This window comes from Pseudomonas sp. E6002 (genome assembly GCF_013385565.1).
In the GTDB taxonomy this organism is placed as follows: Bacteria; Pseudomonadota; Gammaproteobacteria; order Pseudomonadales; family Pseudomonadaceae; genus Aquipseudomonas.
In genome coordinates, this window is sequence record NZ_JACAPT010000022.1 from 272,138 (window position 1) to 288,273 (window position 16,136).

Here is a 16,136-nt window from a genome sequence, read left to right on the forward strand (position 1 = left end):
CTGGTTCCTGAATCCCGTCGGCCCGCCCCGATCTGCGACAAAAGCGCGCACCCCCTCAAGACTTTAGTCGTATGACCGATAGGTCATGGACACCCCGCTCAAACCCCGCATGGATCGCGCTTCTCCCCAGGATCACAACATGTCTCTTCGTAATATGAATATCGCGCCGCGGGCCTTTCTCGGCTTCGCGTTGATTGGCGCGCTGATGTTGTTTCTCGGTGTGTTCGCCCTGAACCAGATGAGCAAGATCCGTGCGGCGACGGAAGACATCACCCTTAGCAGCGTGCCGAGCATTCGCGCCCTGGACGAGTTCACTCAACTGACCCTGCGCCTGCGGGTGCTGTCGTATCGCCTGCTGACCAACCGCGAGCCTGACGTCCAGCAAAAGACCCTTGAGTCTTTTGACGTGCGCAATCAGCAGATTCGTACGGCCCAGGCGGTCTACGAGAAGTTGATCGACAGCAGCGAAGAACGTGCTGCCTACGACGAATACGTGCGTCTGCTGGCCCAGTACCATCAGATTGAAGAGCGCATGAAGAGCCTGTCACGGGCCAATCAGGTGGAAGAGCTGCGCACGCTGCTGAATACCGAGCTGCTGAACAACTCGGATCAGGTCAACGCCGTACTGAACCGCCTGCTGGACATCAACAACAAGATGGCGCTGGCCACCAACCAGCAAGCCGCCGACCAGTACGACATGGCGTTTGAGCTGGTGGTGATCCTGCTGATCCTGGCCACTGCATTGACCATGCTGTTCGCCTGGCTGCTGACCCGCAGCATTACCCAGCCGATCGCCCAGGCCCTGGATGCCGCCGAGGAAATCGCCGAAGGCAACCTGACGCGCCCGATCAAGGTGGAAGGCAACGACGAAGCCGGCCGACTACTGTTGGCAATGGCCAAGATGCAGGACAAATTGAAGGACACCTTGCAGCGCATTTCCGGCTCGGCCACCCAATTGGCCTCCGCCGCGGAAGAGCTGAATGCCGTGACCGACGAAAGCGCCCGTGGCCTGACCCAGCAAAACAACGAAATCGAACAGGCCGCCACGGCGGTGAACGAGATGACCAGCGCGGTTGAAGAAGTGGCCCGCAACGCGGTCAGCACTTCCGAAGCCTCGAAGAACGCCACGTCGTCTGCGGGCGATGGACGTGATTTGGTGCAGGAAACCGTCAGCGCCATTGAACGCATGAGCAGCGACGTGCAAGCCACTGCCACCTTGATCGGCAACCTGGCGGAAGAGTCCCGGGACATCGGCAAGGTGCTGGACGTGATTCGTGGCTTGGCTGACCAGACCAACCTGCTGGCCCTGAACGCCGCGATTGAAGCGGCGCGTGCCGGTGAAGCCGGGCGTGGTTTTGCGGTGGTGGCGGATGAGGTGCGGGCCCTGGCCCATCGCACCCAACAGTCCACCAGCGAAATCGAGCGGATGATCGGCAGCATTCAGGCCGGTACCGAGCATGCAGTGGATTCGATGCGCAACAGCACCGAGCGGGCGGAATCGACGTTGAACATCGCCAAGGGTGCGGGGATGTCGCTGGACACCATCAATACCGCCATCGTTGAAATCAACGAGCGCAACCTGGTGATCGCCAGTGCCGCTGAAGAGCAGGCGCAGGTGGCGCGGGAAGTGGATCGCAACCTGGTGAATATTCGTGACTTGTCGGTGCAGTCGGCAACCGGCGCCAGCCAGACCAGTGCGGCGAGCAGTGAGCTGTCGCGGTTGGCGGTGGATTTGAACGGGATGGTGGGGCGGTTCAGGCTTTAACGGATACCGCAGGGCTAAAAATGTGGGAGCGGGCTTGCTCGCGAATGCGGTGGATCAGCTACGCATAACGCGACTGACACACCGCTTTCGCGAGCAAGCCCGCTCCCACATTGAATATGCGCCAGCCATTCAAAACCTTTTTGACAGCACAGCAATTCAACAGGTTAGAATCGCTGGCACGCAGACTGCATGGTCAGTTTGCGCCTCGTCTTTCCTGCTCATGGAGTACTGCCTTTGAATGCGACGACCATCAACAGCCTGTTCTTGATCGGCGCGTTGCTGGTAGGTGCGAGCATTCTGGTGAGTTCTCTTTCGTCCCGCCTGGGGATTCCGATCCTGGTAATCATCCTGGCCGTGGGCATGATCGCCGGCGTCGACGGCGGCGGCATCATCTTCGATAACTACCCGACTGCCTACCTCGTGGGCAACCTCGCCCTGGCCGTGATCCTGCTCGACGGCGGACTGCGAACGCGGGTAGCCAGTTTCCGTGTAGCCCTCTGGCCTGCGTTGTCCCTGGCGACGGTCGGGGTGCTGATCACCACCGGCCTCACCGGCATGGCAGCCGCCTGGCTGTTCAACCTCAACATCATTCAAGGCCTGCTGATCGGCGCCATCGTCGGCTCCACGGACGCCGCAGCGGTGTTCTCGCTGCTGGGCGGCAAAGGCCTGAACGAACGGGTCACCGCCAGCCTGGAAATCGAATCCGGCAGCAACGACCCGATGGCGGTGTTCCTCACCGTCACCCTGATCGACATGCTCGCCAGCGGCCAGACCGGCCTGCACTGGAGCCTGTTGGGCCACCTGATCCGCGAGTTCGGCATCGGCGGCATCATCGGCCTGGGCGGCGGCTGGTTGATGCTGCAGATGGTCAACCGGATCAACCTGGCCAACGGCCTGTACCCGATCCTGGTGATTTCCGGCGGCCTGGTGGTGTTCGCCCTGACCAACGCCTTGCACGGCAGCGGTTTCCTCGCCGTTTACCTGTGCGGCCTGGTGATCGGCAACCGCCCGGTGCGCAGCCGGCACGGCATTTTGCATATGCTCGACGGCATGGCCTGGCTGGCACAGATCGGCATGTTCCTGGTGCTGGGCCTGCTGGTCACGCCCCATGATCTTCTGCCCATCGCGCTGCCAGCCCTGGGCCTGGCGCTGTGGATGATTCTCTTCGCACGGCCGCTGTCGGTGATCGTCGGCCTGCTGCCGTTCAAGGCCTTCCACGGCCGAGAGAAAGCCTTTATCGCCTGGGTCGGCCTGCGCGGCGCGGTACCGATCATTCTGGCGGTGTTCCCGCTGATGGCCGGCCTGCCCCACGCGCAGCTGTACTTCAACCTGGCGTTCTTTATCGTGCTGGTGTCGTTGCTGGTGCAGGGTACGAGCCTGCCGTGGGTCGCCAAACTGTTGAAAGTGACGGTACCGCCAGAGCCGGCGCCGATTTCCCGGGCGGCCCTGGAAGTGCACGTCACCAGCGAGTGGGAGCTGTTCGTCTACCGCCTGGGTGCCGAGAAATGGTGCATCGGCGCCGCCCTGCGGGAGCTGAAAATGCCCGAAGGCACACGGATCGCCGCGCTGTTTCGTGGCCAGCAACTGCTCCATCCGTCGGGTAGTACGGTGCTCGAAGTCGACGATCTGCTGTGCGTAATCGGCCATGAACACAACTTGCCGGCCCTCGGCAAACTGTTCAGCCAGGCACCACAACGGGGCCTCGACCTGCGCTTCTTCGGTGACTTCGTCCTGGAAGGCGACGCCCAGCTGGGCGCGGTTTCGGCCCTGTACGGGCTCAAGCTCGAGGGCATCGACCCGGACATGCCACTGAGTCGTTTCATTACCCAGAAAGTCGGCGGGGCACCCGTGGTCGGCGACCAGGTGGAATGGAACAACACCATTTGGACCGTCGCGGTCATGGACGGGAACAAGATCGGCAAAGTCGGCGTCAGATTCCCCGAAGGAAGTCGCCCGGGCCCCGGACTCTTCCTCTAAACTGCGGGGCGACGGCGCGCCAGTCGATGTCGGGACGCCCCCTATTTTTCACCTTGCTCGACCGGTCTCTATGACAACCCTGCGCACTTTTCTCGCCACTGCCCTGCTGGGCCTGACTCTCTGCGTCGGCACCGTACACGCGGCCGACCCGCCCAGCATCGATTCCGTCCAGCAAACCCTGGACAAGCTGCCGGACCGCAAGCTGCCCGACGCCGACATGAAGGCGCTGCAAAGCATCCTGCAGCAAACGCTCACCTTCCTCGGCAACCAGCAGGACTACCAGCAGCGCCTGGTGGACCTCAAGCGCCAGCTCGAAGACGCGCCGCGCCAGACCGTCGACAACCAGCGCGAACTGACCCGCCTCAAGGCCACCAAGGTCATTCCCGTCGCCCAGCGCTACGCCACCTTGCCCGTGCCACAGCTTGAACAACTGCTGGTGCAGCGCACCACCCAGCAAGGCGACCTGCAAAAGGAACTGGCCGACGCCAACAGCCTGACCATCGCGGCCCAAACCCGTCCCGAGCGCGCCCAGACCGAAATCAGCAGCAGCCAGACACGTATCCAGCAGATCAACGCGACTCTCAAGGCAGGCAAGGACAACGGCAAGACCCTCAGCGGCGACCAGCGCAACCAGCTGAACGCCGAGTTGGCCGCCCTCAACGCCCTGATTCCCCTGCGCCGCCAGGAACTGGCCGGCAACAGCCAACTGCAAGACCTGGGCAACAGCCAGCACGACCTGGTGCTGGAAAAGACCGCGCGCCTGGAGCAGGAAATCCAGGACCTGCAAACCCTGATCAACCAGAAACGCCTGGCCCAGTCCCAGGAAACCGTGACCCAGCAGTCCATCGAAGCCCAGAAGGCCGGTGGCAGCAGCCTGCTCGCCACGGAAAGCGCGGCCAACCTGAAACTGTCCGACTACCTGCTCAAAAGCACTGACCGGCTCAACGAGCTGACCCAGAAAAACCTGCAAACCAAGCAGCAACTGGACAGCGTGACCCAAAGCGACTCGGCGCTGGACGAGCAGATCAACGTGCTCAAGGGCAGCCTGCTGCTGTCCAAGATCCTCTACAAACAGAAGCAGGCCCTCCCGCGCCTGACCGTGGACCGCGACCTGGCGGATGACATCGCCAACATTCGCCTGTACCAGTTCGAGGTCAACCAGCAGCGCGAACTGATCAGCACCCCGAGCACCTACGTCGACAGCTTGCTGGCCAACCAGCCGGCCGACCAGGTGACGCCACAACTGCGGCGCACCCTGCTGGAACTGGCGATCACCCGCAGCGACCTGCTGGAGCGCTTGAGCCGGGAACTGAGCGCACTGCTCAACGAATCCATCACCCTGCAACTGAACCAGAAACAACTGCTGAGCACCGCCACCACCTTGCGGGCGACCCTCGACGAACAGATGTTCTGGATTCCCAGCAACAAGCCGCTGGATACCGAATGGCTGGAAACCGTACCGGCGCACCTGAGCAAACAGGTCAATACCCTGCCGTGGGCCTCCAGCGTCAGCGAGCTGTATGACGGCCTGACCCAGCGCCCGCTGCTGTTCCTGCCCCTGCTGTTGTTGATCGGCGCGCTGCTGTGGCGTCGCAGCTACCTGTATGCCCGGCTGAAAAAAATCCATATGGACATCGGCCACTTCAAACGCGACAGCCAGTGGCACACGCCGGTGGCGATCCTGGTGAATATCGCGCTGGCGATGCCGGTGGCCCTGGGCCTGGCACTCTGCGGCTATGCGCTGCAGATCGACGCCCGCGGGCAAAACGCCAACCTCGGCGCCGCCCTGCTGCAGATCGCCCAGGCGTGGCTGGTGTTCTACACCGCGTATCGGATCCTCGCGCCCGGCGGCGTCGCCGAGTTGCACTTCCGCTGGGAAAAACCCCAGGTCGAATTCCTCCAGGGCTGGGTACGCAAGCTCGGGCTCGTGGTACTGGCGTTGGTGGCCGTGGTGGCCATCGCCGAGCATCAGCCGGCAGCGCTGGCCGACGATGTGCTGGGCATCGGCGTGGTACTGACCTGCTACGCACTGATGGCGTGGCTGCTCGGGCGCCTGCTGCTCAACAGCCCGACTCATGAAAAAGCCTCGCTGTTTCGCAAGGCCGTGGGCCTGGTGTTTACGGCACTGCCGGTGGCGCTGTTTATCGCCGTATGCTTTGGCTACTACTACACCGCCCTCAAGCTCAGCGACCGGCTGATCAACACCTTGTACCTGCTGATGTTCTGGCTGGTGATCGAAGCCACCTTCGTACGTGGCCTGGGTGTTGCGGCACGGCGCCTGGCCTATGCGCGGGCCCTGGCCAAACGCCAGGCCGCCAAGGAAGCCGGTGATGGTGAAGCAGTGATCGAAGAGCCGACCCTGGACATCGAACAGGTCAACGAACAGTCGATGCGACTGATTCGCCTGGCGCTGCTGGGCGGCTTTATCGCTGCGTTGTACTGGGTGTGGTCCGACTTGATCTCGGTGTTTTCCTACCTGGACAACGTCACCCTCTACGAATACACCAGCGGCACCGGCGCCAATATCAGCATGGTGCCCATCAGCATCGGCGACTTGCTCGGCGCCCTGATCATCATCGGCATCACCTTCGCCCTGGCGCGCAACCTGCCCGGCCTGCTGGAAGTACTGGTGCTGTCCAAGCTCGACCTGGCCCAGGGCAGCGCCTACGCCACCACCACCTTGCTGTCCTATGTGATTGCCGGCGTCGGGTTTGTCTCCACCCTGTCGACCCTCGGCGTGAGCTGGGACAAGCTGCAATGGCTGGTGGCCGCGCTGTCGGTGGGGTTGGGGTTCGGGATGCAGGAAATCTTCGCCAACTTCATCTCCGGCATCATGATCCTGTTCGAGCGCCCGGTACGGATCGGCGACACCATCACCATCGGCAACCTGTCGGGCACGGTGAGCAAGATCCGCATCCGTGCCACCACCATCACCGACTTCGACCGCAAGGACATCATTGTCCCGAACAAGACGTTCATCACCGGGCAACTGATCAACTGGTCGCTGACCGACACCATCACCCGGGTCACCCTGAAACTGGGCGTGGACTACGGCTCGGACCTGGACCTGGTGAAGGAATTGCTGCTCAAGGCCGCCGCCGAAAACCCACGCGTGTTGAAGGACCCGGCGCCCCACGTGTACTTCCTCAACTTCGGTGAAAGCACCCTCGATCACGAACTGCGCATGCATGTACGGGACCTGGGCGACCGCAACCCGGTGATCGATGAGGTCAACCGCTTCATCAACCGCGAGTTCAAGAACCACCACATCAACATCTCGTTCCGGCAGATGGAGGTTTACCTGAAGAACCTGCATGGCCAGGAATACAAGCTGGTGCCGGTGGAAGAAGAAAACCGGACCATCTTGCCGCCCGCCCAGGACCAGGACCTGCCCGAGCCGCCGCCCGCCAAACTCGACTAAACGCGCTATCCCCAGCAGAATGGTCGGACATTCTGCTCAGGAGATGGCCGTTGAAAGCCCTCGACGAACTGACCTTCGACAACCGCTTCGCCCGCCTGGGCGACGGTTTCTCAACCCATGTGCTGCCCGAGCCCATCGACGAACCGCGTTTAGTGGTGGCGAGCGAGGCAGCCATGGCGCTGCTGGATCTCGACCCCGCCGTGGCCGAAACGCCGGTGTTTGCCGAGCTGTTCGGCGGGCACAAGCTGTGGGCCGAGGCCGAGCCGCGGGCGATGATCTATTCCGGGCATCAGTTTGGCTCGTACAACCCGCAACTGGGGGATGGCCGCGGATTGTTGCTGGGCGAGGTGTACAACCAGGCCGGCGAGCATTGGGACCTGCACCTCAAGGGTGCCGGGCAAACCCCGTACTCGCGCATGGGCGATGGTCGTGCGGTGTTGCGCTCGTCGATCCGGGAGTTTCTGGCGTCGGAAGCACTGCATGCGCTGGGCATTCCCAGCAGTCGTGCGCTGTGTGTGATCGGTTCCACCACGCCGGTGTGGCGCGAGAAACAGGAGCGCGCCGCCATGGTGCTGCGCCTGGCCCACAGCCACGTGCGCTTTGGGCATTTCGAATATTTCTACTACACCAAGAAGCCTGAATTGCAGAAGCAATTGGCGGAGCACGTGCTGTCCCTGCACTTCCCGGAATGCATGGAACAGCCCGAGCCGTACCTGGCGATGTTCCGCGAAATCGTCGAGCGTAATGCCGAGTTGATCGCCAAGTGGCAGGCCTATGGGTTCTGCCATGGAGTGATGAACACCGACAACATGTCGATCCTCGGCATCACCTTCGACTTCGGGCCGTTTGCGTTCCTGGACGATTTCGACGCGCAGTTCGTCTGCAACCACTCCGACCATGAAGGGCGTTACTCCTTCAGCAACCAGGTGCCGATCGGGCAGTGGAACCTGAGCGCACTGGCCCAGGCGTTGACGCCGTTTATCAGCGTCGAGGCGCTGCGTGAAACGCTGGGGCTGTATCTGCCGTTGTTCCAGGCCCACTACCTGGACCTGATGCGCCGCCGACTGGGCCTCACCACCGCCGAAGATGACGACCAGAAACTGGTGGAGCGCCTGCTGCAACTGATGCAGAACAGCGGCGTCGACTACACCCTGTTCTTCCGCCGGCTGGGGGATGAATCCGCCGCATTGGCCGTGGCGCGGTTGCGCGACGACTTTGTCGACCTCAGGGGGTTTGATGAGTGGGCGGATCTGTACAAAACCCGTGTAGAGCGCGACGCCAGCGGCACAGAAGAACAGCGACGTGAGCGGATGCATGGGGTGAATCCGCTTTATATCCTGCGCAACTATTTGGCGCAGAACGCCATCCAGGCGGCGGAGCTTGGGGATTACAGCGAAGTGCGCCGGCTGCATGAAGTGCTGAGCAAACCGTTTGAAGAGCAGCCGGGGATGGAGCAATACGCTCAGCGGCCGCCGGATTGGGGGAAGCATTTGGAGATTAGTTGTTCTTCATAGCGCGACCTAGATAAAGGTCTCCACTGAAACCCCAAAGCGCTCCGCCAGCCAACGAATCTGCCGCAGGTTGAGCTGGCGTTTGCCACTAAGTACTTCAGAGACAACCGACTGCGCACCAACGCCCGGGAGATCACTTTGGGTCAAGCCATGCTCTCGCATCATTGAACGTAGCACTTCAACGCCACTGGCAACGGGCATCGGCCGGTGCTCGAGATCGTAGGCCTCGATCCAGTCACTGAGGATATCCACCAGGCTCATGAGCGGGCTGGATTCATCTTCGCCTATCAGGTCCAGCAATTCGTCGAGGGCGCTGACCAAGGTATCGTAGTCCGCCTCGTTTCTTGGCTTGCGCAGCAATGACGAAACAAATTGCCAGTGTTCGGCAGCCTGCCTGATGAGTGCGCTCATCTGATTTTCTCCTTCCATTTACCTTGCTCATATTCACGGTGATCGAACAGGTACTTGATATAAATTCGTTGTACTTGGTAATGCACGAAGGCAATCAACCTCAGCTTATTGCCCCCGATGTCAAACACATGGAACTGCCCGACTTTGTCTGTTGCAGGGAACATTCCTTTCATCGACGCAAAGTCGGCGGGACTGTTGCGTTTCATTCTGCGATACCACTCATCCAGTGCCGTGGCTGAATGCGGCCATCTTTCTTTCGCTTCCCATATCCTTTTTTCGCTGATCACTCGCATGCAACATCCTTATCGCATCTTGCTATGAAGGTTAGTCTTGCCGAAAAAATATCGCAATCTGCGATATTCCTTGGCGGACCAGTGGCGCAATTCCAAGCACCCTTCAACAGCCTAGATACGCCGCGATAGAAGTCACCACCAAAAATGTGAACGCGTACGTCACTGGCGTCGAACCTTGATAAACACCCTTCCCGGCTCCAAATAGAACCCATTGGCCACTTTCACGGAGCCCAGCATGTCCGACTCTCTAGTAATTCCCTGCCCCCACTGCAACGGTCTTAACCGCATCCCCAATGAACGCCTCGGCGATGCGCCGAAGTGCGGGCGCTGCAAGCAACCGGTGCTGCTGAGCAAACCCTTTGAGCTGAAACAGGGCGATTACGCCAGCCAGATCAAGGGCGACCTGCCGTTGCTGGTGGATGTGTGGGCCGAATGGTGCGGGCCGTGCAAGTCGTTTGCGCCGGTGTTTGAGCAGGCCGCCGGGCAGTTGGCCGGGAAGTGTCGATTGGCCAAGCTCGATAGCGAGGCCAATCAGCAGTTATCCGCTCAGTTGGGGATTCGCTCGATTCCCAGCCTGATCCTGTTCAAGAATGGCCGGGAAGTGGCGCGTCAGAGCGGTGCGTTTCCGTTACCGCAGTTGATGAGCTGGCTGCGCAGTCAGGGCGTTTGAGGTAGCGGGACGCCCCGCCCCATCACCTGCCCCATCAGCAATACGCCCAATTCGCTCAACTGATGAATGGCCAACGCGACATCGCGCTGCTTGCCGGTGAGGTCGTCGGAAAGGTCGAGCAAGAGGGTGGTGACTGAGGAGAAGGTTTCGTAGGTATTGAGGATCAGGGTTTCGGTGGCTTGGCCGGGGCTGACTGTAAAAAGGTACGACGGGGGATTTGGAGTAGCTTTAAACATGGTCGACATTCCTGATTGGAGCCGCCATCTGATCGCTACTAAACGAATTAGGGTGGCAGCTGTACGCAGGTTAGTAGACCGGGAAATGTCGAAGCCGGCGCGCCCGAAGACGCCCTACGCACAGCTACCATCAAGCACAGACTCAGCGCCTGAAAGATGAAGCTTATGCACTTAACGACAAACACTCGGGCTACTAAACCCGATCACTGAGAATTCAGCGACCGAGCAACCTTAGAGACGCCCATCCAGACGCACAAGCCGGCGGATTCTGGCGTAACTGTAGGCAACGGCGCAAGACGACGATTTCCCTGTAGGAACAAAGACCAAATGTGGGAGCGGGCTTGCTCGCGAATGCGGTGAGTCAGTCAATAGAGAATTCGACTGATCCACCGCATTCGCGAGCAAGCCCGCTCCCACATGGGTGATGTGTTGCCTGCTAAATCACGCGTTTTCCAGCAAGTTATGCAATTCCACAAACTGCTGTGTCAGCTTGTGCCGTGGGTCCAGGTGGATCAGCGGCATGTTCGCCTGGTGCGATTCACGCATGCGCACCGAGCTGGTCAGGTACACCGGCAGTACCGGCAACCCTTCGGCAATCAATTCATCCAGCATCTGCTGCGGCAGGCTCGCCCGGGCCTGGAACTGGTTGACCACGATGCCTTCCACTTCCAGCCCTTCGTTGTGGTCTTCCTTCAATTCTTCAATCTCGGCCAGCAGGCCATACAGCGCCTGGCGGGAGAAGCTGTCGCAATCGAAGGGGATCAGCACGCGATCAGCGGCAATCAGCGCTGAAACGGCATAAAAGTTCAACGCCGGCGGCGTATCCAGGTAGATCCGGTCGTAGTCCTCGCTCAATTCATCCAGCAGCTTTCGCAGCTTGTTGATCTTGTGCTTGGCCTCGAGCTTGGGCTGCAGGTCTGCCAGTTCCGCGGTGGCGGTGATGACGTGCAGGTTGTCGAACGGGGTTTCGTAGATATCCACCTGGTTCTTCTTCGAAAACGGCCCGGAAGACAGGGTTTGCTTGAAGAAGTCGGCGATTCCCATGGGGATATCGTCGCCGGTCAGCCCGGTGAGGTACTGGGTAGAGTTAGCCTGGGCATCGAGGTCCACCAACAGGGTTCGATAGCCTTCGCTGGCGCTGACCGCCGCCAGGTTGCAGGCAATGCTGGACTTGCCAACACCGCCTTTTTGGTTGAACACCACGCGCCGCATGGAAAAACCTCCGTGTATCAATGAATGACCCGAGTGTAGAGGGCAAAAGCGCCCGTTAGCTACCTCGTTTGTTCCTGTACTACAGCATCAGAGGCTCTATCTCGCATAACAATTTCCCGTCTGTCCGACAAAGCAGGAATTGCCTGACACCTGCTGCCCTACCTGCATGATGGACAATCGGTAATTCTTTCCAGCGAATTTGTAATCATCCGTGAACAATTCTTTACCAAAGTTTGCTAGAACCCCGCAGCACCGGGATAATGCGCGCCATTCGGCGATTGCACCCTGTCCCGGTATTCGGGGCCAATGGCCGCACAAGGAAGCCCGCAGGGGCGGGATAACTTCTCAGTGATCAATTTCAACATCGCCCAATGGCGCGCCTGGGCTCCCGGGCTCGAAAGCGCGGACGACTGGCGTACCTGGTGCCGGCAGCCGATGTTGCTCGCCCGCAGCGACGCGGCACCCGACGTGTCCTTCCTGCCTGCCATGCAGCGCCGGCGCCTGAGCCGCCTGGCGCGCATGGCCTTCAGTGTGGGCTGGCCCCTGGCCGAAGGCTTGCAACAGTTGCCATTGGTGTTTGTTTCCCGTCACGGCGAAACCCCACGCACCCTCGATATTCTCAGCGACCTGGCCAACGACGAGCCCCTGTCGCCGACCCAGTTCAGCCTGTCGGTGCATAACGCGGTGATTGGCCTGTGGTCGATCCTGCGCAATGAAACCAGTGAAATGACCGCCCTCGCCGCCGCCGGCGATGGCCTGGAGCACGGCATGCTCGAAGCCGCTGCCCTGCTCAATGAAGGCGCACCGGCTGTATTGCTGATCATTACCGAGGAACAGCCCCCCGAAGCCTATGCGCGCTGGATCGAGGACGTGCCCTTCCCCTACGCCCTCGGCCTGCTGCTGACACCGGGCGACGAGTGGCAGCTGGAACTGAATACAGCCGCTGTCCAACCCACCACCAAAGCCCAGTGGCCCCACGCCCTGAACCTGCTGCGCACCCTGCTGAACGAAGAGGGCGCCTGCCAACATGCCTGGAAGAACCGAGTATGGAACTGGCAACGCAAGTCCTGACCGAAAAGCCCCGGAAGGCCTACTACTGGCGCCTGTTCGCCACTGCCACCGCCTTCGCCCTGTTTGGCCTCGGCGGCCTGTGCCTGCGTGTGCTGGTGTTTCCGCTGCTCAGTTGCCTGCCGGGTGATGCCAAACAGCATCAGCGACGCGCCCGCCACACCATCAGCTGCCTGTTCTGGTTGTTTATCCGCATGATGACGCGCCTGGGCATCCTGACCTACAGCGTCGAAGGCGCGGAAAAGCTCGGCCGCCCGGGCCAGATGATCATCGCCAACCACCCATCGCTGGTGGATGTGGTGTTCCTGATCGCCCAGATGCGCCAGACCAACTGCGTGGTCAAGCAGAGCCTGTGGCAGAACCCCTTCACCCGGGGCCCGGTGCGCGACGCCGGCTACATCAGCAACGACGGCAGCGCCGACATGCTCGACGCCGCCGCCGATGCCCTGCGGGACGGCCAGACCCTGATCATTTTCCCGGAAGGCACCCGCACCTCACCGGGCCAGGCGCCGACCTTTCATCGCGGCGCCGCCGCCATTGCCCTGCGCGGTGCGAGCATCATCACTCCGGTAGTGATCAAGGTCAGCCCCACCACACTGACCAAGGCCGAACCCTGGTATCGCATCCCGAATCGCCGCTTTCACTTCAGTTTGCGCGTGGGTGCCGATATAGAACCACAGGCGTTTGCCGCACAAGGGCCCGCGCCCCAGGCATCACGCAAGCTCAACGATTACCTGCACCAGTATTTTATTAAGGAGCTCGCCGAAGATGAGCGACCAACACCGCCTTGAGCACGACATAAAAACGCTGATCATCGAGGCCCTGGGCCTGGAAGACATCAGCGAGAGCGACATCGGCAACGAGCAAACCCTGTTCGGCGAAGGCCTTGGCCTGGATTCAGTCGACGCCCTGGAATTGGGCCTGGCGATCCAGAAAAAGTACGGCATCAAGATCGATGCCGACGCCAAGGACACCCGCAATCACTTCACCAACGTGGCCAGCCTCGCGGCGTTCGTCACGGCCCGACAGGCAGCTTGAGACCGTACCATGCAAACTCGTGACGATATTTTCAACACCTTGCGCGACGCCCTGGTGGAACTGTTTGAACTGGAACCGGAACGCGTCACGCTCGACGCCAACCTGTACCAGGACCTGGAAATCGACAGCATTGATGCAGTGGACCTGATCGACCACATCAAGCGCCAGACCGGCAAGAAAATCGCCGCCGAAGAGTTCAAGGCCGTGCGCACCGTGAATGACGTGGTCGAGGCGGTCTACCGTCTGGTTCAACCGGCCGCATGAGCCGGCTGATCGGCCTTGGCCTGTTGCTGGCGGGGCTGCTGTACCCTTTTGCGGTGTATTACGGCACTGAGCATTTTGCCCCGTGGCAATTTGGCCTGCTGCTGGGCAGCCTGTGGCTGTTGCGCGCCCTGACCGGCGCCAGGCGCCCGGGCAGCCGCTGGATGGCGGCGGCGATCATTGTCTTTTGCCTGCTGCTCGCCTGGTTCGACAACCCGCAGATGCTGCGCTGGTACCCGAGCCTGGTCAGCGCGTTCATGCTGGCACTGTTCGGCCTGAGCTTGAAATACGGGCCGCCGATGGTCGAGCGCCTGGCGCGCATGAGCGAGCCGCAACTGCCCGAAGAAGCGATTGTGTATACCCGCCAGGTCACCGTGGTGTGGAGTGTATTTTTCCTGTGTAACGGCCTGCTCGCCGCCGCCCTCACCCTGTGGGCGCCGCTGAGCTGGTGGACGTTGTACAACGGCATGATCGCCTACGGGCTGATGGGGCTGTTGTTTGCCGTGGAATGGCTGGTACGACAAAGGGTTCGAGGCCGCGTATGAATTGGTTGAATCTTGAGCACTTGCTGCTTGAGCCTGTGGAGCAGCGTTTGGTGACCACCGAACCTGCCCTGGATCACCCACACCTGTGGGAGAAGTCCCTGAGCCTGGCCGCCGGGTTGCAAGCCCGGGGCATCCAGCGCCTGGCGGTGTACCTGGAAGATGCCGGCTTGCTGGCGATCGCGCTGCTGGGTGCGTGGCGAGCAGGCGTCAGCGTGTTGTTGCCTGCCGACCTGCAACCACAAACGCGCCAGCGCTGGGACGATGCCGTCGACGCCTGGTTGACCAAAGCTGGCGACCTGGATGCGCTGTATCAAGCGCCATTAAGCGCCGCGGCCCTGGACCTGGACGCCTGCTGCCTGAGCCTGTGCACCTCCGGCTCCAGCGGCGAGCCTAAGCGCATCGACAAAACCCTGCGGCAGATGGCCAATGAAGTCCAGGCGCTGGAAACCTTGTGGGGCGCCGACCTCGGCGAGGCGTGCATCATCGGCAGCGTCGCCACCCAGCATATCTATGGCTTGCTGTTCCGGGTGCTGTGGCCGTTGTGTGCCGGGCGCACCTTTGTGCGCCAGCAGTTGGCATTCCCCGAGGACTTGCAGCGCGCCAGCCGCGAGCACGCGCAATTTGCCTGGGTCGCCAGCCCGGCGCTCCTCAAGCGCATGGGTGACAACCTCGACTGGCCAGCGCTTACACCGGTCAAACGGGTGTTTTCCTCCGGCGGCGCCTTGCCCCTTGAAGCCGCCGGCAGCCTGCATCAGCGTTTGCAGCAATGGCCGACGGAAATCCTCGGCAGCTCGGAAACCGGTGGTATCGCCTGGCGCCAGGGCGAACAACCGTGGCAGCCGTTTGCCGACGTGCAACTGAGCCAGGACGCCGACGGCGCCTTGCGCATCGCCTCGCCATACCTGCCCACCGGCCATGTCGAACAGACCGCCGACGCCGCCACCATCCACGCCGACGGCCGCTTCGAATTGCTCGGCCGCCTGGACCGCATCGTCAAGCTGGAAGAAAAACGCATCTCCCTGCCGATGCTGGAACAGGCGCTGATGGACCATGCCTGGGTCGCTGAAACGCGCCTGGGCGTGGTGCAGGAAAACCGCGCCTCCCTCGGCGCCCTCGTGGTGCTCAGCGCAGACGGCTTGCATGCCCTGCGTAACCAGGGCCGGCGCACCGTCACCCAAACCCTGCGCCAGCACTTGAGCCAACACTGCGAAGCCCTGGCCCTGCCCCGCCGCTGGCGCCTGTTGCGCCAATTGCCGCTGAACACCCAAGGCAAGCTGCCCCAGGCCGACGTCGAAGCCCTGCTGCTGGCACCGCGCCCGAAAGCCCCGGAAGTGCTGGAACAAGTCGAAGCCAACGGTGAATGGACCCTGCAACTGGCGATCCCGCCGGACCTCGCCTATTTCAGCGGCCACTTCCCGCAAACCCCGGTGCTACCGGGTGTGGTGCAAGTGGATTGGGCGCTGAGCCTGGGCCAGCAACTGCTCAAGCTGCCGGGGAAGTTCGCCGGGATGGAAGTGCTCAAGTTCCAGCAACTGGTACGCCCGGATGACCGGATCGAACTGCACCTGCGGTTCGACCAGGAGCGCGGCAAGTTGTACTTCGCCTACCGCAATGAGGCGGCCGCCTGCTCCAGTGGGCGGATCGTGCTGGGGAGGGTCAGTGATTAAGCTTTTGTGGCGAGGGAGCTTGCTCCCGCTGGAGTGCGCAGCACTCCCAACCCAGGCACTG

At 61.4% G+C, this 16,136-nt stretch carries 15 protein-coding genes; 11 read left to right on the forward strand and 4 right to left on the reverse strand.

The genetic code is table 11. The annotated features are described in order from the left end of the window. Positions 1–139 precede the first annotated feature (139 nt). From HX815_RS18230 to selO, 4 genes are all read left to right on the forward strand, one after another. Positions 140–1,765: a methyl-accepting chemotaxis protein gene (locus tag HX815_RS18230; RefSeq protein ID WP_177028666.1), complete on the forward strand. Its 1,626-nt coding sequence runs from the start codon at positions 140–142 to the stop codon at positions 1,763–1,765. Between the two features lie 234 nt (positions 1,766–1,999). Next, positions 2,000–3,742 (forward strand): potassium/proton antiporter, encoded by a 1,743-nt coding sequence (locus HX815_RS18235; protein WP_008439183.1) that lies wholly within the window; start codon positions 2,000–2,002, stop codon positions 3,740–3,742. Between the two features lie 70 nt (positions 3,743–3,812). After that, on the forward strand, positions 3,813–7,163 hold the full coding sequence (gene mscK, locus HX815_RS18240) for a mechanosensitive channel MscK (RefSeq protein WP_102604294.1): 3,351 nt from the start codon (positions 3,813–3,815) through the stop codon (positions 7,161–7,163). Between the two features lie 50 nt (positions 7,164–7,213). Beyond that, positions 7,214–8,677, forward strand: coding sequence for a protein adenylyltransferase SelO (selO, locus tag HX815_RS18245; protein ID WP_177028667.1), 1,464 nt, complete (start codon positions 7,214–7,216; stop codon positions 8,675–8,677). Between the two features lie 6 nt (positions 8,678–8,683). Here selO and HX815_RS18250 read toward each other — a convergent pair whose 3' ends face one another. Together HX815_RS18250 and HX815_RS18255 are read right to left on the reverse strand one after the other, a co-directional pair. Beyond that, a complete protein-coding gene (locus HX815_RS18250; protein ID WP_134325620.1) occupies positions 8,684–9,085 on the reverse strand; it encodes a type II toxin-antitoxin system HigA family antitoxin in 402 nt (133 codons plus the stop codon). Continuing rightward, positions 9,082–9,378, reverse strand: a complete 297-nt coding sequence (locus HX815_RS18255; protein ID WP_093202502.1) for a type II toxin-antitoxin system HigB family toxin — start codon at positions 9,376–9,378, stop codon at positions 9,082–9,084. The genes HX815_RS18250 and HX815_RS18255 overlap by 4 nt, the downstream gene beginning before the upstream one ends. A 235-nt stretch (positions 9,379–9,613) precedes the next feature. On the opposite strand from HX815_RS18255, the gene trxC reads away from it, so the two are divergent. After that, positions 9,614–10,048, forward strand: a complete 435-nt coding sequence (gene trxC / locus HX815_RS18260) for a thioredoxin TrxC (RefSeq protein WP_003209402.1) — start codon at positions 9,614–9,616, stop codon at positions 10,046–10,048. On the opposite strand, the gene HX815_RS18265 is transcribed toward trxC, so the two are convergent. Beyond that, positions 10,036–10,284, reverse strand: a complete 249-nt coding sequence (locus HX815_RS18265; RefSeq protein WP_177028668.1) for a DUF6124 family protein — start codon at positions 10,282–10,284, stop codon at positions 10,036–10,038. The two genes, trxC and HX815_RS18265, sit on opposite strands and share 13 nt — an antisense overlap. Before the next feature lie 441 nt (positions 10,285–10,725). Then, the gene (locus HX815_RS18270; RefSeq protein WP_003209397.1) at positions 10,726–11,496 is read right to left on the reverse strand and encodes a ParA family protein; all 771 of its coding nucleotides are present in this window, start codon (positions 11,494–11,496) and stop codon (positions 10,726–10,728) included. Positions 11,497–11,844: 348 nt separating this feature from the next. Between HX815_RS18270 and HX815_RS18275 the strand changes: the two genes are divergently transcribed. The 6 genes from HX815_RS18275 to HX815_RS18300 are packed head-to-tail and all read left to right on the forward strand — an operon-like array spanning position 11,845 to position 16,075. Then, the gene (locus HX815_RS18275) at positions 11,845–12,567 is read left to right on the forward strand and encodes a beta-ketoacyl synthase chain length factor (RefSeq protein ID WP_008439188.1); all 723 of its coding nucleotides are present in this window, start codon (positions 11,845–11,847) and stop codon (positions 12,565–12,567) included. Continuing rightward, positions 12,543–13,355 carry a 1-acyl-sn-glycerol-3-phosphate acyltransferase gene (locus tag HX815_RS18280; RefSeq protein WP_102367952.1) on the forward strand — a complete coding sequence of 271 codons (813 nt, stop codon included), beginning with the start codon at positions 12,543–12,545 and terminating at the stop codon, positions 13,353–13,355. The genes HX815_RS18275 and HX815_RS18280 overlap by 25 nt, the downstream gene beginning before the upstream one ends. Next, positions 13,333–13,602 (forward strand): phosphopantetheine-binding protein, encoded by a 270-nt coding sequence (locus HX815_RS18285; RefSeq protein ID WP_008439197.1) that lies wholly within the window; start codon positions 13,333–13,335, stop codon positions 13,600–13,602. The genes HX815_RS18280 and HX815_RS18285 overlap by 23 nt, the downstream gene beginning before the upstream one ends. Positions 13,603–13,611: 9 nt before the next feature. Next, complete coding sequence (locus tag HX815_RS18290; protein ID WP_003209389.1) at positions 13,612–13,866, forward strand: acyl carrier protein; 255 nt, start codon at positions 13,612–13,614, stop codon at positions 13,864–13,866. Beyond that, positions 13,863–14,408, forward strand: a complete 546-nt coding sequence (locus HX815_RS18295; RefSeq protein ID WP_008439202.1) for a membrane protein — start codon at positions 13,863–13,865, stop codon at positions 14,406–14,408. The genes HX815_RS18290 and HX815_RS18295 overlap by 4 nt, the downstream gene beginning before the upstream one ends. Continuing rightward, positions 14,405–16,075, forward strand: coding sequence for an acyl-CoA synthetase family protein (locus HX815_RS18300; protein WP_177028669.1), 1,671 nt, complete (start codon positions 14,405–14,407; stop codon positions 16,073–16,075). The genes HX815_RS18295 and HX815_RS18300 overlap by 4 nt, the downstream gene beginning before the upstream one ends. Positions 16,076–16,136 lie beyond the last annotated feature (61 nt).